The 17,578-nt window shown below is 70.0% G+C and carries 16 protein-coding genes and 2 pseudogenes; 8 read left to right on the forward strand and 10 right to left on the reverse strand.

The features are described 5' to 3' along the window. Positions 1-95: 95 nt before the first annotated feature. Complete coding sequence (locus NHL60_RS11245; protein WP_253443299.1) at positions 96-797, reverse strand: aspartate/glutamate racemase family protein; 702 nt, start codon at positions 795-797, stop codon at positions 96-98. Positions 798-808: 11 nt separating this feature from the next. Continuing rightward, positions 809-1,372 (reverse strand): LysE family translocator, encoded by a 564-nt coding sequence (locus NHL60_RS11250; protein WP_253443300.1) that lies wholly within the window; start codon positions 1,370-1,372, stop codon positions 809-811. Positions 1,373-1,509: 137 nt separating this feature from the next. Here NHL60_RS11250 and NHL60_RS11255 point away from each other — a divergent pair, with 137 nt between their 5' ends. Beyond that, positions 1,510-2,907, forward strand: a complete 1,398-nt coding sequence (locus NHL60_RS11255) for a PLP-dependent aminotransferase family protein (protein ID WP_253443301.1) — start codon at positions 1,510-1,512, stop codon at positions 2,905-2,907. Between the two features lie 251 nt (positions 2,908-3,158). After that, entirely contained in the window at positions 3,159-3,317 is a 159-nt protein-coding gene (locus NHL60_RS11260) for a hypothetical protein (protein WP_253443302.1), read from the forward strand. A gap of 56 nt (positions 3,318-3,373) precedes the next feature. On the opposite strand, the gene NHL60_RS11265 is transcribed toward NHL60_RS11260, so the two are convergent. From NHL60_RS11265 to NHL60_RS11280, 4 genes and pseudogenes are all read right to left on the reverse strand, one after another. Next, positions 3,374-3,766, reverse strand: a complete 393-nt coding sequence (locus NHL60_RS11265) for a hypothetical protein (RefSeq protein ID WP_253443303.1) — start codon at positions 3,764-3,766, stop codon at positions 3,374-3,376. Between the two features lie 16 nt (positions 3,767-3,782). Further along, a pseudogene (locus NHL60_RS11270) lies at positions 3,783-3,983 on the reverse strand (ABC transporter ATP-binding protein); the annotation flags it as partial. Positions 3,984-4,099: 116 nt separating this feature from the next. Then, on the reverse strand, positions 4,100-5,287 hold the full coding sequence (locus NHL60_RS11275; protein ID WP_253443304.1) for a transposase: 1,188 nt from the start codon (positions 5,285-5,287) through the stop codon (positions 4,100-4,102). 117 nt (positions 5,288-5,404) lie between these two features. After that, a pseudogene (locus NHL60_RS11280) lies at positions 5,405-5,860 on the reverse strand (hypothetical protein); the annotation flags it as partial. A gap of 165 nt (positions 5,861-6,025) precedes the next feature. On the opposite strand from NHL60_RS11280, the gene NHL60_RS11285 reads away from it, so the two are divergent. The 6 genes from NHL60_RS11285 to NHL60_RS11310 all read left to right on the forward strand — a co-directional run bounded on the left by NHL60_RS11285 (position 6,026) and on the right by NHL60_RS11310 (position 12,147). Beyond that, positions 6,026-7,318, forward strand: a complete 1,293-nt coding sequence (locus NHL60_RS11285; protein ID WP_253443306.1) for an MgtC/SapB family protein — start codon at positions 6,026-6,028, stop codon at positions 7,316-7,318. 95 nt (positions 7,319-7,413) lie between these two features. After that, positions 7,414-8,262 carry a MurR/RpiR family transcriptional regulator gene (locus NHL60_RS11290; RefSeq protein WP_253443308.1) on the forward strand — a complete coding sequence of 283 codons (849 nt, stop codon included), beginning with the start codon at positions 7,414-7,416 and terminating at the stop codon, positions 8,260-8,262. A gap of 268 nt (positions 8,263-8,530) precedes the next feature. Beyond that, a complete protein-coding gene (locus NHL60_RS11295) occupies positions 8,531-9,568 on the forward strand; it encodes a TRAP transporter substrate-binding protein (protein WP_253443310.1) in 1,038 nt (345 codons plus the stop codon). A 15-nt stretch (positions 9,569-9,583) separates the two neighbouring features. Further along, on the forward strand, positions 9,584-10,153 hold the full coding sequence (locus NHL60_RS11300) for a TRAP transporter small permease subunit (RefSeq protein ID WP_119022113.1): 570 nt from the start codon (positions 9,584-9,586) through the stop codon (positions 10,151-10,153). Next, entirely contained in the window at positions 10,150-11,454 is a 1,305-nt protein-coding gene (locus tag NHL60_RS11305; protein WP_253443311.1) for a TRAP transporter large permease, read from the forward strand. The genes NHL60_RS11300 and NHL60_RS11305 overlap by 4 nt, the downstream gene beginning before the upstream one ends. Before the next feature lie 3 nt (positions 11,455-11,457). After that, the gene (locus tag NHL60_RS11310; RefSeq protein WP_253443313.1) at positions 11,458-12,147 is read left to right on the forward strand and encodes an aspartate/glutamate racemase family protein; all 690 of its coding nucleotides are present in this window, start codon (positions 11,458-11,460) and stop codon (positions 12,145-12,147) included. A 106-nt stretch (positions 12,148-12,253) separates the two neighbouring features. Here the strand turns inward: NHL60_RS11310 and NHL60_RS11315 are convergent, their stop codons facing one another. The 4 genes from NHL60_RS11315 to acsA are packed head-to-tail and all read right to left on the reverse strand — an operon-like array spanning position 12,254 to position 17,488. Further along, positions 12,254-12,502: an acyl carrier protein gene (locus tag NHL60_RS11315; protein ID WP_119022116.1), complete on the reverse strand. Its 249-nt coding sequence runs from the start codon at positions 12,500-12,502 to the stop codon at positions 12,254-12,256. After that, positions 12,499-13,764 (reverse strand): dihydrolipoamide acetyltransferase family protein, encoded by a 1,266-nt coding sequence (locus tag NHL60_RS19595; RefSeq protein ID WP_301271061.1) that lies wholly within the window; start codon positions 13,762-13,764, stop codon positions 12,499-12,501. Before NHL60_RS19595 ends, NHL60_RS11315 begins: the two co-directional genes overlap by 4 nt. Beyond that, the gene (pdhA, locus tag NHL60_RS11330; protein WP_253443315.1) at positions 13,761-15,770 is read right to left on the reverse strand and encodes a pyruvate dehydrogenase (acetyl-transferring) E1 component subunit alpha; all 2,010 of its coding nucleotides are present in this window, start codon (positions 15,768-15,770) and stop codon (positions 13,761-13,763) included. Before pdhA ends, NHL60_RS19595 begins: the two co-directional genes overlap by 4 nt. Continuing rightward, positions 15,767-17,488 (reverse strand): acetate--CoA ligase, encoded by a 1,722-nt coding sequence (gene acsA / locus NHL60_RS11335; RefSeq protein WP_253443317.1) that lies wholly within the window; start codon positions 17,486-17,488, stop codon positions 15,767-15,769. The genes pdhA and acsA overlap by 4 nt, the downstream gene beginning before the upstream one ends. Between the last annotated feature and the right edge of the window lie 90 nt (positions 17,489-17,578).

Genomic DNA, 17,578 nt, shown 5'->3' on the forward strand with positions numbered 1-17,578 from the left:
CTCTCACCCTCATAGTCGCGTGAGGAAAGGCCAGATCGACAACCGGCGAGGATTTTTCCATGGTGGCCGACCCGACAGCGCTTCGCCGGCAGGCGCTACGACTCCGGGGTCCCGAGTGCGGCCTCCACCGCCTGTTCGGCGTGGATGGCGGTGGTGTCGAAGAGGGGCACGTCCGTATCGTCGGCCTGGATCAGCAGCCCGATCTCCGTGCAGCCGAGGATGACGCCCTGGGCGCCCTGCCCGGCCAGCGAGGCCACGATCTCAAGGTACTCAGCTTTGGAATCCGCGCGGATCTCGCCGCGGCAGAGCTCGTCGTAGATGACGGCGTGTACACGCTCGCGCTGTTTGGCATCGGGAACCAGCACCCGGATGCCCTGCGCCTCCAGGCGCTCGCGGTAGAAGGCCTGCTCCATGGTGAAGCGGGTGCCGAGCAGCCCCACCCGGGTCACGCCCCGCCGGTGCAGCGCCTTGGCGGTGGCATCGGCGATGTGCAGCAGGGGAATATCGACGGCCTGCTCGAGCTGCGGGGCGACCTTGTGCATGGTGTTGGTGCACAGCACCAGGAAGTCCGCGCCGGCCGCCGCCAGGGAGCGCGCCGCTGCGCCGAGAATCTGCGCGGTGGCCGCCCAATCGCCGCGGCGCTGCAGCGCCTCGATCTCGGCGAAGTCCACGCTGTAGAGCACAAGCCGGGCGGAGTGCAGTCCGCCCAGCCGCGCCTTTACCCCCTGGTTGATGAGCCGGTAGTAGGTCTGGGTCGATTCCCAGCTCATGCCGCCGATCAGCCCTATCGTCTTCATCTCCCCTCCTCTTACCCCAGGATAAACACCACGCAGGCGGCGGTGAGCGCCCCCATCACGCCGTTGAAGATCCGCCAGGCGCGCGGCGTGTCGAGCCAGCGGCCGATGGCCATGCCGAAGCCCGCCCACAGTGCGATGCAGGGCAGCGCCACCAGCTCGGCGAAGCCGGCCAGCAGCAGGGCGTTGACCAGGGTATTGCCATCGCCGGGCAGGAAGCCCGCCATCAGCGCCAACCCCATGACCCAGGCCTTGGGGTTGGCGAATTGGAAGGCCGCCGCCTGCCAGAAGCTTAGCGGGCGCCCCTCGCCGCGCCGACGCAGGTCCGGCGGCGGCGCCGTGGCGATACGCCAAGCCAGGTAGAGCAGGTAGCCGCTGCCCACCACCCGTAGGATCGTCTGCACCAGCGGGTAGCGCTCGAAGAGCAGCCCCAGCCCCAGGGCAATGCCGGCGAAGAGCAGGAAGCAGCCCCCCAGGATGCCCAGCATGTGGGGCAGGGTCCGCAGGAAGCCAAAGTTGGCCCCGGAGGCGGTGAGCATCACGTTGTTGGGGCCCGGGGTGATGGTCATGGAGATCATGTAAAGGGCCGCCGGCCCCAGGAACGCCACCGCTTCCAGCATATTGCACCCATACAATTTAGGGATTATTGTCGATACAGCCCGTGAATTTTCAGCTTAATGGGCGCAATCCTGGCGTCAAAGGTTTTATTGTCACCATGACAATCTGGACACCCCGGCTCGCCGAGTCGGGCCCCCGCTACCGCGCCATAGCCGAGGCGATCGCCCGGGCCATCCAGGCCGGCGAGCTGCCTCCGGGCCGCAAACTGCCGCCTCAGCGCCACCTGGCGGATGCACTGGGCGTCACCGTGGGCACGGTGTCGCGCGCCTATGCCGAGGCCGAGCGTCAGGGCTGGGTCTCCGCCCGGGTGGGCAGCGGCACCTATGTGCGCGGCGCCGAGCAGACGAACGCCTCCCCCTTCCTGGCCTCCGCCTCGGAGGAGGACGAGGGCCTGGTCGACCTCAGCCTGAGCCTGCCGCCGCCCCATGCGCTGCGCGCCTCGCTGCTGGGCCAGGCGCTGGCCGGGATCGCCGAGGATCGCACAGCGCTTGAGCGCGCCGTGGCCTATCAGCCGGAGCGCGGCCTGGCGGGGCACCGCGAGCGCCTCGCCGCCTGGATGACCCGCCTGGGCATGCCGGTCTCGCCGGAGGCGCTGGTGATCACCCAGGGGGGCCAGCACGGCATCGACCTGACGCTGCGGGCGCTGACGCGCCCCGGCGAGCGCATCGCCGCCGATGCCCTCACCTACCCCGGGCTGATCGGCGCCGCCCGCCAGGCGCACCTCAAGACGCTGGCCGTGCCCCTGGACGACGCGGGCATGGACATGGAGGCCCTGGCGCGGCTGTGCGCCCAGCAGCCGCCGCGGCTGGTCTACGTCACGCCGGACCAGAACAACCCCACCGGCGCGGTGCTGAGCGAGGACCGGCGCGAGCGTCTGGCGGCGCTGGCCCGGCAGCACGAGTTCTGGATCCTGGAGGATGGGGTGCAGTACCTGCCGGAGGCCGAGCGCGGCACCCCGCTCTACCGGCTGGCCCCTGAGCGCACCCTGTTCGCCTTCAGCTCCGCCAAGGTGCTGGCGGGCGGGCTGCGCATCGGCGCCCTGCGGGCGCCCGAGGCGCTGCAGGAGCCGCTAGGCGCGGCGGTGCGCGCCCAGAGCTGGATGGTCCCGCCGCTGATGGCAGAGGCCGTCTGCCGCTGCGTGGAGAGCGCCGATGCCGAACGCCTGCTGGCCTGGCAGATCGAGGAGCAGGCCGAGCGCCAGCGCCTGGCCCGCCGGTGGCTTGCGGAGTACGCCCCGACCGGGCGGCCCCACGGCAACAACCTCTGGCTGACGCTGCCGGAGGGACTGCGTGCCGCCGAGCTGCTCGCCGCCCTGGAGGAGCGCGGCGTGCGCCTGACCGGCCCGGAGCCCTTCTGCGTGGGCAGCGAGCCGGCGCCCCAGGCGGTGAGGCTCTGCCTGGGCGGGGCGCGCTCGCGGGAGGCGCTGACCCAGGCCCTGCAGGCGGTGAAGGAGACCCTGCAGGCGCCCCCGCCGCTCCCGTGGCGCACGCTCTGACCGCCGCCGGATCCCCCGGCGCGAGCCCGCTCATGGCAGCACCCAAACGCCAGACCCCCGAGCCGGGTGAGTGACTCGGGGGCCTGGTGGGGTTAGGTTCATAGGGAGTGCCCGCCAGGGGCCGCGTCGGTATCGCCGCCTTCGCGCGACCTGGCGCAATGTGCGTTCGTTCATCAGGAGCCGCCATGATCGCCGTCATCTTCGGTGTGGGGGACTAGCGCGACGAGGAGGCCATCGCCGAATGGCGCCGGGTGGAGCGCCACCGTGCCGCCCAGGCCAAGGGCCGCGAGACGGTCTTCGCCGACTACCGCCTGCGCGTGGCCGGGGTGCTCCGCGACTACGGCATGCACGACCGCGAGCAGGCCCCCGCCGACAGCCGCGAGCGACACGACGACAGCACGGGAAACTGATCGGGTGGCAACCCCCTATAGCTCGGGGGCCGGCCTGGCCATGCCACGGCCGGCGGCTACACCATGCCTCTCAGCCTGGCGGCAAGTCGCGGGGCCAAGGCCGTCACCGCGAGGACGACGCCCCAGAGATTGCCCCCTTCGAAGGTGTGGGCATTGAGCAGCTCGGGCCAGGACTTCCCCTGCCAGAGCCCGAAGGAGAATTCGAAGACGAGGGTGAGGGCCAGCCACCCGAGCCCGACGAGCCAAAGCTCTAGGGGCCGACGGATCTTCAGCCAGGGAAGTGACAAGTACGCCACGCCGAGGATCAGCGCCGAGAGCAATACCCCGCTCAGCACCAGGGCGGCCGTCACTCCGAGCAGCGGGACGAGCACGGACTCACGCAGCACCCCATTGGCAATGGCCAGCACCAGAATGCCGCACCAGATCATCAGCGACTTTACCGCGATCATCAATCCCCCCTGTGGTTCACTGAACCGGGTTCCCGTCGCCCGCCGCGGCGGCCTCCTCCACATCCACCCCGATGAATCCGCCGGACTGGCACCGCCACAGGGCGGCGTAGAGGCCGTCTCGCGCCAGCAGCTCGCCGTGGGTGCCGCTCTCGACGATCTGCCCCTCGTCGATCACCACCAGGCGGTCGAGCATGGCGATGGTGGAGAGCCGGTGGGCGTTGACCTCCTCCCCTCCCTTCGCGCTGTCGCGACGCAGGAAGAGGATTCCCTATCGGGTGCCAGCCCGATCGCTCGGGTGGCCGGTTCCTGCTGCTGACGGCCTTACTGCACCGTTCACTTCACAGGCGCGACGGGCAGGTCCTGCCCTGACAGGTGCTCATGCGCTTTCGCCAGGATGTTCCGGGCGCCGACGACATCGGCGTGGTCGGCATGCCCACAGGCCTGGCAGCAAAAGGACGCTCGACTCAGGCGGTTGGCCGCCTCAACATGCCCGCACTCGGGGCACGTCTGGCTGGTGTGGTGAGGCGGCACGGCGACCAGCAGGCCGCCCCGCCACGCCTGCTTGTAGGTGAGCTGGCGCCGGAACTCGAACCAGCCCTGGTCGAGAATGGCCTTGTTCAATCCAGACTTCTGTTTCACCCGCTTGCCCGGTGCCGCCAGGGACCCCTTGGCAGAGGTCGTCATATTGCGCACCCGCAGATCCTCGATGGCCACCATGGCGTGGTTTTGGCAAAGGGTGGTCGAGAGCTTGTGGAGGGTGTCGCGACGGACGTTGGCGGCTTTCTGGTGTAGTCGGGCGATGCGCGCTTTCTGCTTCTTCCAGTTCCGGGAGAACCGGGTCTTGTGCGTGAGTCGGCGCTGCGCCGTGGCGATACGCTGTTCCAGTTGCCGGAAGCTGTTGCGCCCGGCATGGGGCGTGCCGTGGGAATCCACGGCGAAGTGCGCCACGCCCATGTCCAGGCCCACCGCGGCGGTGGCCGGATGGCGGGGCGGCGTCGCCAGTTCCACCTCGACCTGGAAGCTGATGTGCCAGTGGCCACCATCGAGGCCCACGGTGCAGCTGGTGATCCTACCTTCCACCGGACGCGACTGGCGAAAACGCACCCAGCCCAGGCCAGCGGGCAGCTTCACGCGGCGATGATCGAGCCGGCAGTATTTGGGGAAATTGACGAAGCGGATGGCGTCCCGCGACTTGCCTTTCTTCTTGAAACGGGGCGCGTCGGCGGCCAAGCCCGGCGTGAAATGCCGCTGCCAAGCCGTGTCGAGGTCGCGGAGCTTCTGCTGGAGGTTGTCGGTATAGGCCTCGGTGAGAAAGACCGTGGCCTCCTGGCGTTTCCAGTTGGTGATCCAACCGGCCATGGTGCCATAGCGCGGCACCCGTTCGCCCCGCTCCCGGGCGGCGAGGCATTCGGCCAAGGCGTGATTCCAGACGAAGCGTGCATGTCCGGCCAGTACGCGCAACCGCGCCGCCTGCTGGGGCGTCGGGTCAAGGCGATACTTCAAACCGAGCTGGCGCTTCATCAAGACCGCTCCATGACTGTATATATCCACATACTAGCAGTGGCAAAGAGGCTTGCAAGCGGCTCACACCGCATTCCCCCGCACACCTTGATCGGTGTGGGTACCCTGCGGATTCTGGATGGCGATATAGCCGGCCAGCCACGCCACCAGCGGCAGCATCAGCCAGGGCTCGGCGCTGCCCAGCAGCACCATGGCACCGACGAAATAGACGACCACGTAGACCATCAGGTCCATCAGCTTGGTCACCGTCTCGCGGATCGCCAGGGCCGTCTGCATCACCTTCTGGGAGACCCGGCCGGCGAACTCGTCCTGATAGAAGGCGAGGCTCTGGCCCAGCATGTGGCGGTGGGCCAGCCAGCGCCCGATCATCGGGTAGTTGCCGAAGATGCTCTGGTGGGTCACCAGCGCCTGCAGCAGGGTCAGCAGCGGCAGCACCGGCCGCGTGAAATGCAGGATGAAGGCGAAGAGCCCCCGTGGCGGCGTGCCGCCGAGGTCCTGCGGGTAGGGGTTCACCAGGTTCTCGAAGTAGCGGAAGACGTGGTGGGAAACCAAACGCAAACGGGAGCGAAGCATGGCGGCAGTCCATTGACACGGGGTGGCTCGGGCACGCCAGGGTAACCCCCATCACGCCATTGGCGGTACCTCAGACTCGACCCTCCCCCGGCCCTGTGCGCGATACTGGCCAGGACCCGGCGAGCGGGCCACCCTGATCTAAACACCAGGGGGAGCGACTCGCCAATGGAAGACGTGACTCGCGAATTCCTCGATACCAACCAGCCGTTGATCCGACTGGCGGTCGCCCTGCTACTGGGCGCCCTGATCGGCATCGAACGCGGCTGGGTGGCACGCGAGCAGCGCGCCGGCCTGCGCATCGCGGGCGTGCGTACCCACGCCCTGGTAGGGCTTCTGGGCGGCATCGCCGCCCTGCTCTCGGCGTCGGTCAGCGCCTGGGCCTTCCCGCTGATCTTCGTGGCGGTGGCGGTTACCGCCCTGGTGGCCTGGCGGGCTCGGCTAGGCGATCCGCCTGACTTCAGCATCACCGGCCTGATCGGCCTGCTGCTCACCTTCTGCTTCGGCGCCGTGGCGGTGGGCGTGGACCTGGCCGTGGCTACCGCCTGCGCCGTAGCCACCGCGCTGATCCTGGACAACAAGCGCGAGATCCACGGCCTGCTCAACCGGCTCCAGGCCCACGAGCTGGACGCAGGCCTCAAGCTGCTGCTGATCAGCGTGGTGATGCTGCCGCTGCTGCCCAACCAGGCCCTGGGCCCGGGAGGCGTGATCAACCCCTACCAGCTGTGGTGGATGGTGGTGCTGGTCGCCTCCGTCTCCTTCGTCGGCTACTTCGCGATCCGCGTGGGCGGCACCGAGAAGGGCATCCTCTTCACCAGCCTGTTCGCCGGGCTCAGCTCCTCCACGGCCCTGACCCTGCACTTCGCCCGTCAGTCACGCCTGGCGCCGGCCCATGCGCCCCTGCTGGCGGCAGGCATCCTGCTCGCCTGCGGCACCATGTTCCCGAGGATCCTGCTCTACACCGCGGTGATCAGCCCCGGGCTGCTGTCGTCGCTGTGGCTGCCGATCAGCCTGATGGCCCTGACCCTCTATCTCCCCTCGCTGCTGATCTGGCGCCGCCACCACCGCCAGGGCCTGGTGGAGAGCCCCGCCCTGATCAAGAACCCGCTGGAGCTGCGCCTGGCGCTGCTCTTCGGCGCCCTGCTGGCGCTGATCATGCTGCTCGGCGAATGGCTGCGCAGCGCCCTGGGCGATGCCGGCATCTACCTGCTGGCCACCACCTCGGGCCTCGCCGACGTAGATGCCATCACCCTTTCCCTGACCCGCATGTCGCTGGAGACCATCGCCGGCCAGACGGCCGTGCTGGGGATCATCCTGGCCGCGGCCACCAACAACCTGGTCAAGGCGGGCCTTGCCGGCCTGCTCGGCACCCGAGACATCGGTTGGCGGGTCGCCGGGCCGATGCTGGCGTCGCTGCTGATCGGCCTGGCCGCCGCCCTGGCGATGCGCCTGGCGGGGTAGGCAGCGCCTGACTGCGTCCCGACTCTTGCCATCCGCAGTTGCGACCCCGCTTGCCACCGGACATGATGTCTGAAACCACAGTTTCAGGAGCCGGCATGGCCAGATCCTCGCAGGCGCGTTCCTTCCTCGCCCGGGTGCGCAGCGCCCTGCCCTCCCTGCACCCGGCCGAGCGCCGGCTCGGCGAGTTCGTGTGCGATTTCCCCGGTGAAATCGCCAGCTACGACGCCCAGGAGCTGGCGAAGTTCGCCGGGGTCTCCAAGGCGACGGTGTCGCGCTTCGTGCGCCGGCTGGGCTACGAGAGCTACGAGGCGGCGCGCAAGCACGCCCGAGAGGAGCAGGCCACCGGCTCGCGCCTCTTCCTGCAGAGCTCTTCCCTGGCGCCGGATGAGCGCTCCCTGGCGCTCAACCTGGAGCAGGGCAAGGACAACCTGGACCGCACCTTCTCGGCGATCCCCCAGGCGCAGGTGGATGAGGTGGCCCGGGCCATCCTCGAGGCCCGCAAGACCTGGGTCATCGGCTTTCGCGCCAGCCACCCCTTCGCCGACTACCTGCGCTGGCAGCTCACCCAGGTGGTGGAGCAGGTGGTCAGCCTGCCCGGCGGCGGCGAGACCCTGGGCGAGCACCTGGTCAGCGTGCGCCCGGAAGACTGCGTGGTCGTCATCGGCCTGCGCCGCCGGGTGGCGATCACCGAGCAAGTGCTGGCCGAGGCCCGCGAGAGCGGCGCCCGGGTGCTCTACATCACCGACGAGGGGCTCGCCCCGGACCCGAGCGTCACCTGGCACTTCCGCTGCTGCACCCTGGCCGCGGGGCCGCTGTTCAACCACACCGCCGTGATGGCGCTCTGCCACCTGCTGGCCATGCGCACCATCGAACTTGCCGGCGACGACTCGCGCCGCCGCCTGCGCCGTATCGAGACGCTGAACGACAGGCTCGAAGAGCTGTAGGAAAACGGCACCCTCCCGGTGCATGGCGCTACCAATCTGCACACTTTCCGGGCAAGAAACGACACAGCCGCGAGAGCGACGAACAGGCGATTCCGGGGTAATGGGCTGTTTTTGATATGAAACTACAATTTCTTTAAACCAATGGCATGAAACTTGGATCACTCAAGGCGACTGCCGCCGCCGCTAACGCGGCGGGCCGATACCGCCACCTGGCACCCAGCGGAGCCGCACGCCCGCCCGAGGTGCCGCCGATGACAGGACCAAGACCATGCTGACACGTACCGCTCTGGTAACCGCCGTCTCCGCCGCACTGATGGCCTCCGCCGCCCAAGCCAGCTCGCTGTCGCTCCAGGTGCTGGGCCAGCCCGCCGGCTCGGGCCTGATCGCCCAGCAGAAGGAGCAGCCCTTCTTCAACAACCTGGCCGAGCACACCGGCCTGGACATCAACGTCCAGTACCTGCCGGTGGACGTGGCCGGCGTGCCCGACACCGACGGCCTGCGCGTGCTGCGCTCGGGGCTCTTCGACATCGTCTCCCTGCGCGGTCCCCAGGTGAGCCGCGACGAGCCCTCCATCCTCGGGCTCGACCTGATCGGGCTCAACACCAGCTTCGAGGCCGGCCGCGAGCACGTCGATGCCTTCTACGACTACGTGGACAGCCGCCTGCAGGAGCGCTTCAACGCCAAGCTGCTGGGCACCTGGCCGGCCGGCCCCCAGGTGATCTTCTGCCGCGGCGAGATCGGCGGGCTGGATGACCTGCGCGGCAAGCGCGTGCGCGTGGGCGACCAGAGCGCGGCCAACTTCGTCGGCCAACTCGGCGCCACCGGCATCTCGATGCCCTTCGGCGACGTCCAGCAGTCGCTCTCCCGCGGGGTGATCGACTGCGCCATCACCGGCCCCGCCTCGGCCAACTCCGGCGGCTGGCCGGAAGCCACCACCACGGTGCTGCCCATCGCCCTGCAGCTGGCCATCAACGGCTACGCCATCAACCTCGATACCTGGAACAGCATGACCGAGGAGCAGCAGGGCAAGCTCGAAACCGCCATCGCCGGACTGAGCGACGAGATCTGGGCCTACTCCGAGGAGCTCTACGAGGACGCCATGCGCTGCAACGCCGGCGAGACCCCCTGCGAGTACGGCAAGCCCTACTCCCTCACCGAGGTGCCGGTCACCGACGAGGACCTGGCCAAGGTGGCCGCCGCGGTGGAAGAGGTCTCCCTGCCGATCTGGGCGCGCCAGTGCAACGCCGCCGCCGCGGACTGCGAAGCCGTGTGGCGCGACACCGTCGGCCAGAAGCTCGGCCTCTGAGCCGCGGAGGCGACGATGAACATCTACGCTCGCATTCTCGGCATGCTGTTCGGCGCCATGATGCTGCTGCTCGCCCTGCTGATCACGGTGGAGACCGTGATCCGCAAGGTCTTCTCGATGTCGCTTGGCGGGGTCGACGAGCTGGGGGGCTATGCCATCGCCATCGCCGCCCCCCTGGCATTCTGCGTGGCCATGGTCGAGCAGTCCCATATCCGCATCAACCTGGTGCACATGCGCCTGCCCTTCCGGGTGCAGGCGGTGCTCAACGCCCTGGCCGCCCTCACCCTCGGGCTGCTGGCGGCCTTCCTGCTCTACTTCACCCTCCAGACCGTCCAGGACACCCGCCTCTACGGCTCCATCGCCCAGACGCCCCGGGCCACGCCGCTGATCTACCCGCAGACCGTGTGGCTGATCGCCATGCTCGCCTTCACCCTGGCGGCCGGGGTGCTCACCGCCCAGGCCCTGGGGCTGCTGGTGAAGGGCGACTGGAAGGGGCTCAACCGCCGCTTCGGACCGAGCTCCACCCAGGATGAGCTGGAGGCGGAACTCGAGGACCTGAAGCAGCGCGAAGGAGGCCAGTCATGAGCATTCCCCTGATCGCCACGGCGTTCATCATCATGCTCGGCCTGATGCTGCTGAGCATCCCGGTGGCCGTGGCCATCCTCTTCGTCGGCGTGATCGGCGGCTACCTGATGCACGGCTTCCCGCAGGTGGACATGATGGGCGGCGTGGTCTGGAGCAGCCTGAACAGCCCCTCCATGCTGGCGATCCCGCTGTTCATGCTGCTCGGCGAGCTGCTGCTGCGCGGCGGCATCGCCGACCGCATGTACGCCGCGCTCTCGGTGTGGTTCAACCGACTGCCGGGCGGGCTGCTGCACACCAACATCGCCACCTGCACGCTCTTCTCGGCGACCTCGGGCTCGTCGGTGGCCACCGCCGCCACCGTGGGCACCATCTCGCTGCCGGCGCTGCAGAAGTACCGCTACCCGGTGCGCCCGTCGCTGGGCTCCCTAGCCGCCGGCGGCACCCTGGGCATCCTGATTCCCCCCAGCATCAACCTGCTGGTCTACGGCCAGCTGGCCAACACCTCGGTCAGCCAGCTGTTCGCCGCCGGCCTGATCCCGGGCCTCACCCTGGCCCTGCTCTTCTCTGTCTATCTGTTCATCTTCCACGGCAAGGCGGGCAATGCCTCCCTGGTGGAGGTCAACCTGCCACTGCGCGAGAAGCTCGCCCTCTCGCGCCACCTGGTGCCGCCCTTCGTGATCTTCGGGGTGGTGATGGGGAGCATCTACGGCGGGATCGCTACGCCCACCGAGTCCGCCGCCATCGGGGTGATGATCGCCCTGGCCTTCATCGTCGGCGGCGGCAAGCTGAGCCTCGACCTGTTGGTCCACTGCTCGCTGCACGCCGCCAAGACCACCGGCATGGTGATCATCGTGCTGATGTGCGCCCTGCTGCTCAACGTGACCCTCTCGATGCTGGGTGTCACCCAGGCGCTGACCCAGTGGGTGGCGAGCTTCGGCCTGACCCAGGTGGGCCTGCTGCTGGTACTGCTGCTCTTCTACGTGGTGCTCGGCACCTTCATGGATGCCATGTCGATGCTGGTGCTGACGGTACCGATCACGGTGCCGATGGTGATGGCCGTGGGCGTGGACCCGATCTGGTTCGGCATCTTCATCGTGCTGATGTGCGAGATCGCCCTGATCACCCCGCCGGTGGGCATGAACCTCTTCGTGGTGCAGGGGGTGCGCAAGGATGGCGGCAGCTTCAACGATGTGATCTGGGGCTCGCTGCCCTTCGTGGTGATCATGGCGCTGTTCACGCTGGCCATCATGATCTGGCCACAGATCGTGATGTGGCTCCCCGACCTGCTGGCGGGGCGATGACCCATGACCCATACCCCTGGAGACGCCACTCCGCCGGCCAGCGTGCGCGTGCTGGCCATCAATCCCAACACCAACCCGACCGTCACCCAGCGGGTGCAGGCGGTGCTGCAGGCCCAGGCGCCGCCCGGGGTGCTGATCGAGGCGGTCAGCCCGCCCCAGGGGCCCCGGGCGGTAGAGAGCGGGCAGGACAAGACCCGCGCCGCTGGCCACGTGATGGCGCTGATCGAGCGCCGCCTGGCGCAGGGCTACGCCGGCTATATCCTCGCCTGTTTCGATGACATCGCCGTGGTCGAGGCCCGCGCCCTGACCGGCGCCCCGGTGGTCAGCCTGGCGGAGGCCGGCATTCGCCGCGCCGACGCCACCGGCGGCCCCTTCACGGTGATCACCACCTTCGCGGGGGCCGTGGCCACCATCGAGTCGCTCTGCGAGGCCTACGGCGTGCGGGAGCGCTGCCGCGTGGTGGCCACCGGCATCGGCGTCAGCGGCACCGCGGCGCGCACCCCGGAGGCCGAGGCGCGGCTGGCGAGGCTCTGCGAGCAGGCCCGTGCCGAGGGCGCACGCGCCATCGTGCTGGGCTCCGGCGCCTTCGCCGGGCGCGGTAAGGAGCTGGCCGCCCGCCACGGCCTTCCGGTGATGGACGGCTTCGCCGAGGCGCTGGCCTTCGTGCTGCACGAGGCGCAGAGCGCCGGCTGAGCAGCATCGCATCCACGACTGCACGACTAACGACCCGCGCTTGCCGCCTCGGTGCCCATCAGCCCTGGCGCCGAGGTTCGAGTCAGCCCTGGCGCCGGGGTTCGAGTCAGCCCTGGAGCCGGGGTTCTAGATAGTCCAGCAGTGCCTGGAGGCTATGCAGCCCCGCGTAGTCGCTCTCGGGGATGCTCACCCCCAGGCGCTGGTGCAGGGCGGTGAGCAGGTTGAGGGCGTCCATGGAGTCGAGGTCGTACTCGTCGCGCAGGCGGGCCCGGTCATCGAGGGTCGCGGTATCGATGTCCGGGGCGATGGCCGAGAGCTCATCGAGCACGATGTCACGCAGTTGGTCTCTGTTCACAGCGCCTCCGGCTGCTGCAGCTGGGCGTCGATCTCGTTGAGGAAGCGAGCGCCCAGGTGGCCGTCGCAGACGCGGTGGTCGGCGGCCAGGCTGACCTCCACCACCGGGCGAATCGCCAGCATCTCGTCCACGGCCACGGGGCGCCGGCGCGGGGAGCCGAAGCCGATCATCGCCACCTGGGGCGGATGGATGACTCCGTAGACGGTATCCACGCCCTGCTCGCCCAGCGCGGTCACGGTGGCCGTGGGGCTGCCGAGCTCGGAGGCGCGCAGGCCGCCGCGGCGGGCGCGCCGGACCAGGTCCTGCAGGCGCTCCATCAGCGCCGGCAGGGCCAGCGCCGCGGCATCGGTAAGCGCCGGGGCGATCAGGCCGCCCCCGCGCAGGTGAATGGCCATGCCCAGGTCGACCCGCTCGGCCGGCTGGAAGCCCGCCTCGCCGTAGTGGCCGTTGAGCTGCGGGTAGCGCGCCAGGGCCCGGGCGGTCGCCTTCATGAACAGCGCGGCCATCAGCAGGCGCGCCTCGGGCGGCCTCTCGCGGTTGTAGTCGGCAAGCCAGGCGTCGGCGGCGTACAGGTCCACGCTGGTGGCCAGGTAGAAGTGGGGGATCTCGCGCTTGGCACGGCTCATGGTGGCGGCGATGGCGCGGCGCATCTCGTCAGGGTCGAAGCCACCCCGGGGCGCGGGACGGGTCGCCCTACCGGCGGCCCCGTCGAGGTCGCGCAGCACGATGGCGCCTTCGGGCCCGCTGCCGCTCAGCGCGCCCAGCGCCACGCCGAGCTCCCGCGCCCGGCGCCTGGCGGCCGGCGAGGCCGCACTCCGCAGCCCTTCGGGTGTGGCCGCGGCGACAGGCGCTGCGCTGTCGGGTTCGGCGACAGGTGCCGGGCTCGAGGGCTCCGCCGCAGGGGCCGGGCTCGAGGGCTCCGCCGCAGGGGCCGGCGCCACGCCGGGCGCGGAAGCCATGGTATCGGCCTCAGGCGCCGGCATGGCGGCGGGCGACTCGCTGGCGGGAATCTCGCTCACCACCCGCTCGCCGCTGCCGATGCGGGCCAGGGGCGTGCCCACCGGCACCTTGGTGTGCGGCGCCACATAGCAGGCCTCCACCACGCCGCTCTCGAACACCTCGACGTCGATGGCGCCCTTGGCGGTCTCCACCACCGCGATGACCTGCCCCTTCGTCACCCGCTCGCCGGGCGCCACCAGCCACTCCACCAGGGTGCCCGCCTCCATGTCGGCGCCCAGCGAAGGCATCAGGAAATCGCTCATGGAGCGGCCCCCATGGCCCGGCGGGCCGCGGCCAGGATGTCCGCCACCTGGGGCAGCGCGGCGTTCTCCAGGTGCTGCGGGTAGGGAATGGGGATCTCGTCGCTGCAGACCCGCTCGATGGGGGCATCCAGCGCCCAGAAGGCCTGCTCGGCGATGATGGCGGCGAGCTCGCCGGCCAGGCTGCCGGTCTTCCACCCCTCGTCGACGATCACCGCGCGGTGGGTGCGGCCCACCGAGTCGAGCAGCGTCGCGGTGTCCAGCGGGCGCAGCACGCGCAGGTCCACCACCTCGGCGTCGATCCCCTCCTCGGCCAGCGCCTCGGCCGCCTCCAGGGTCTTGGGCAGGCTGCCGCCGTAGGTGATCAGGCTGAGGTCGCGCCCCGGGCGGCGGATGGCGGCCCGCGCGATGTCCACGCCCTCCGGGCAGGGGGCGAGCTCGCCCTCGCGGTTGTAGAGCATCACGTGCTCGAAGATCAGCACCGGGTTGGGGTCCTGCAGCGCCGCCCAGAGCATGTAGCGGGCATCCTCCAGGGTGCCGGGGGCCAGCACCTTGAGCCCCGGCACGTGGGCGTACCAGTTCTCCAGGCTGTGGGAGTGCTGGGCGGCCACCTGGCGGCCGGCGCCGGTGGCCATGCGGATCACCAGGGGCACGGCGAACTCGCCGCCGGACATGTGCAGCAGGGTCGCCGCGGTGTTCACGATCTGGTCCATGGCCAGGAGGCTGAAGTTGACCGTCATGATCTCGACGATGGGCCGCGCTCCACCCAGCGCCGCGCCGATGCCGGCGCCGGTAAAGCCGTTCTCTGAGAGCGGCGTGTCGCGGATGCGCTCGGGGCCGAAGCGTTCCAGCAGCCCGCGGCTGACCGCATAGCAGCCGCCGTAGTGGCCGATGTCCTCGCCCATCAGGAAGGTGCGCGGATCGTGCTCCAGGGCCTCGATCAGGCCGAGCCGGAAGGCCTCGCGAAAGCTCAGCACCACCGGCTCGGGCTCGGCGGCGGGCGGCGGCGAAGGCGCCTCGCTCGCCTCGCGCAGCACATGCTCGAAGCGGCCGGCCTCGGGCTCCCACTCGGCGGCCTCGGCGAAGGCCACGGCCCCTTCCACCTCCGCGGCGATCTCGGCCTCCAGCGCGGCGAGCTCCTGTTCGGGCAGGAGCCCCGACTGCTGCATCCACTGCGACAGGCGCTGGATGGGGTCGCGGGTCTTCCACTCCTCCACCTCGGCCTTGTCGCGGTAGAGCTCGGGGTCGAACATCGAGTGGGCGCGGAAGCGGTAGGTGCGGCACTCCAGGAAGCGCGGCCCCTCGCCCGAGCGCAGCGCCGCCAGCAGCCGTGCGCTGGCCGCCTCGACCCGGGCGATGTCCATGCCGTCGACGCTCTCCGCGGGCACCCCCAGCGCCTCGGCCTTGCGATGGAGCTCGGTCTGGGCGTGGGCGTAGCGCAGCGCCGTGCCCATGGCATAGAGGTTGTTCTCGCAGACGAAGAGCACCGGCAGCTGCCACAGGGCCGCCAGGTTGAGGCTCTCGTGGAAGCTGCCCTCGGCGGCGGCGCCGTCGCCGAAGAAGCAGACGGTGACACGCTTTCGCCCGGCGAGCCTGTCCGCCAGCGCCAGGCCCACGGCCAGCGGCAGGCCGCCGCCGACGATGGCGTTGCCGCCGACGAAGCGCGCGCTGGCGTCGAAGAGATGCATGGAACCACCCCGGCCCATGCTGCAGCCGGCCTGCTTGCCGTACATCTCGGCCATCACCCGCTCCATGGAGATGCGGTTGAGCAGCGCGTGACCGTGCTCGCGGTAGGTGGAGACCACGGCGTCGTCGGGGGCGAGCCCGTGCATCACCCCGGTGCCCACCGCCTCCTCGCCGATATAGACGTGCAGGAAGCCGCGGATCTTCTCCTGGGTGTAGAGCTCCACGCAGCGCTCCTCGAAGCGGCGGATGCGCAGCATCTGGCGCAGCAGGTCGAGCAGGTGCGCCCGGGAGAGGCGCGGCTTGTCGGTCGATGGCGTGCTCATTCGAAGCCTCCTTCCAGCGTCGAGGTATCGCCTTCCGGCAGGCCCAGCTCCCGGGCGCGCAGCAGGCGGCGCATGATCTTGCCGCTGCGGGTGCTGGGCAGGCGCTCGCGGAACTCCACCTGGCGGGGTGCCACTGCGGGCCCGAGGCGCTGGCGCGCGAGCCCGAGGATCTCCCGGCGCAGCGCCTCGTCGGGCGCATGGCCGGGCTTGAGCGACACGAAGGCCTTGACGGTCTCGCCGGCGATCTCGTCGGGGATGCCGATCACCCCGGCCTCGGCCACCGCCGGATGCTCCATCAGCACGCTCTCCACCTCGAAGGGGCCGATCAGGTGCCCGGCGGACTTGATCACGTCGTCGGCGCGGCCGATGAACCAGAAGTAGCCCTCGGCGTCGCGGCGGGCCAGGTCGCCGGTGAGGTACCAGGCCCCGGCGAAGCACTGGCGGTAGCGCGCCTCCTCGTGGAGGTAGCCGCGAAACATCGAGGGCCAGGGGGCCTTGAGCACCAGCTCGCCGGTCTCGTCCGGGTCATCGATCAGTTCGATGCCGCTGTCGGTGCGCCGCGCCACGCCCGCCTCGATGCCCGGCACGGGGCGCCCCATGGAGCCGGGCTTGATGGGCATGCTGGCGAAGTTGGCGATCATGATCCCGCCGGTCTCGGTCTGCCACCAGTTGTCGTGGAACGGCAGCCCCAGGGTCGCCCGCCCCCAGTGGACGGCCTCCGGGTTGAGCGGCTCGCCCACGCTGGCCAGGAAGCGCAGGCTCGAGAGGTCGTGCCGGCGAGCCAGCTCCGGCCCCACCTTCATCAGCATGCGGATGGCGGTGGGCGCGGTGTACCACACCGCCACCCGCTGCTCCTCGAGGATGCGGTACCAGCGCTCGGCGTCGAACTCCTCCTCGTCCACCAACAGGGTCACGCCGTTGGTGAACGGCGCGATGATGCCGTAGGAGGTGCCGGTGACCCAGCCGGGGTCGGCGGTGCACCAGTAGATGTCCCCCGGGTGCAGGTCCAGGGCGTAGTGGCCGGTGATGTGATGGGCCACCACCGCCTCATGGACGTGGAGCGCGCCCTTGGGGCGCCCCGTGGTGCCGCTGGTGAAGTGCAGGAGCGCCGGGGCCTCTGGTTCCATGGATCGGGTCGAATAGTCCGGCGACTGCGCCGCGAGGGCTGGCTCCACCGCCAGGGTGCCCGGCGGGGCCTCCGCCACCTCGCCGATCAGCAGCACCTGCTTCACCGAGGGCATCCGATGGAGCCAGCCGGCCAGCTTGCGGCGATAGAGCCGCTCGGTGGTGACGATGACCACGGGGGTGCCGATCTCCACCCGGGAGCGGATCGGCTCCGGCCCGAAGGCGGAGAAGAGCGGCGTGAAGACGCCGCCGAGCTTCAGCGTGCCCAGGGCGGCGGCGTAGAGGTCGGGGGTGCGATGGGCCAGGCAGTAGACGCCGTCGCCGGGCTCGAGCCCCAGCGACGCCAGCAGGTTGGCAAAGCGGTTGGCGCGCTCGGCGAGTTCGCGGTAGCTGATGTCGACGGCAGCGCCCTCGCGGGGCAGGAAGCGGATCGCCGTCTGCTCGGCGGTGGGGGTGTCGAGATGGCGGTCCAGGGCCGCGTGGGCAATGTTGATGCCGCCGCCGGGCATGACGGGAAGCCGGCTCCGGGCATCGCGCCAGCTGAACGACGCGCAGGCGGCGGCGTAATCGGGCAGGGTCGGGCTCGGGCGCATCGGCCACCTCCTTGGATCGCCGCCACGGAAACAGCGCGGCGCTTCTCAGGAAAGCGTAGTGCGCTTTTCCGGGGCGTCACCATGATGAGG

Source organism: Halomonas sp. Y3, assembly GCF_024137965.1.
Taxonomy (GTDB): Bacteria; Pseudomonadota; Gammaproteobacteria; order Pseudomonadales; family Halomonadaceae; genus Halomonas; species Halomonas mongoliensis.

Excerpts from the sequence above, each read along its gene's own strand:
- NHL60_RS11245 (WP_253443299.1), bottom strand. The coding sequence starts at position 797 with ATGAAGACGATAGGGCTGATCGGCGGCATGAGCTGGGAATCGACCCAG.
- NHL60_RS11250 (WP_253443300.1), bottom strand. The coding sequence starts at position 1,372 with ATGATCTCCATGACCATCACCCCGGGCCCCAACAACGTGATGCTCACC.
- NHL60_RS11255 (WP_253443301.1), top strand. The coding sequence starts at position 1,510 with ATGACAATCTGGACACCCCGGCTCGCCGAGTCGGGCCCCCGCTACCGC.
- NHL60_RS11265 (WP_253443303.1), bottom strand. The coding sequence starts at position 3,766 with ATGATCGCGGTAAAGTCGCTGATGATCTGGTGCGGCATTCTGGTGCTG.
- NHL60_RS11275 (WP_253443304.1), bottom strand. The coding sequence starts at position 5,287 with ATGAAGCGCCAGCTCGGTTTGAAGTATCGCCTTGACCCGACGCCCCAG.
- NHL60_RS11285 (WP_253443306.1), top strand. The coding sequence starts at position 6,026 with ATGGAAGACGTGACTCGCGAATTCCTCGATACCAACCAGCCGTTGATC.
- NHL60_RS11290 (WP_253443308.1), top strand. The coding sequence starts at position 7,414 with ATGGCCAGATCCTCGCAGGCGCGTTCCTTCCTCGCCCGGGTGCGCAGC.
- NHL60_RS11295 (WP_253443310.1), top strand. The coding sequence starts at position 8,531 with ATGCTGACACGTACCGCTCTGGTAACCGCCGTCTCCGCCGCACTGATG.
- NHL60_RS11300 (WP_119022113.1), top strand. The coding sequence starts at position 9,584 with ATGAACATCTACGCTCGCATTCTCGGCATGCTGTTCGGCGCCATGATG.
- NHL60_RS11305 (WP_253443311.1), top strand. The coding sequence starts at position 10,150 with ATGAGCATTCCCCTGATCGCCACGGCGTTCATCATCATGCTCGGCCTG.
- NHL60_RS11310 (WP_253443313.1), top strand. The coding sequence starts at position 11,458 with ATGACCCATACCCCTGGAGACGCCACTCCGCCGGCCAGCGTGCGCGTG.
- NHL60_RS19595 (WP_301271061.1), bottom strand. The coding sequence starts at position 13,764 with ATGAGCGATTTCCTGATGCCTTCGCTGGGCGCCGACATGGAGGCGGGC.
- pdhA (WP_253443315.1), bottom strand. The coding sequence starts at position 15,770 with ATGAGCACGCCATCGACCGACAAGCCGCGCCTCTCCCGGGCGCACCTG.
- acsA (WP_253443317.1), bottom strand. The coding sequence starts at position 17,488 with ATGCGCCCGAGCCCGACCCTGCCCGATTACGCCGCCGCCTGCGCGTCG.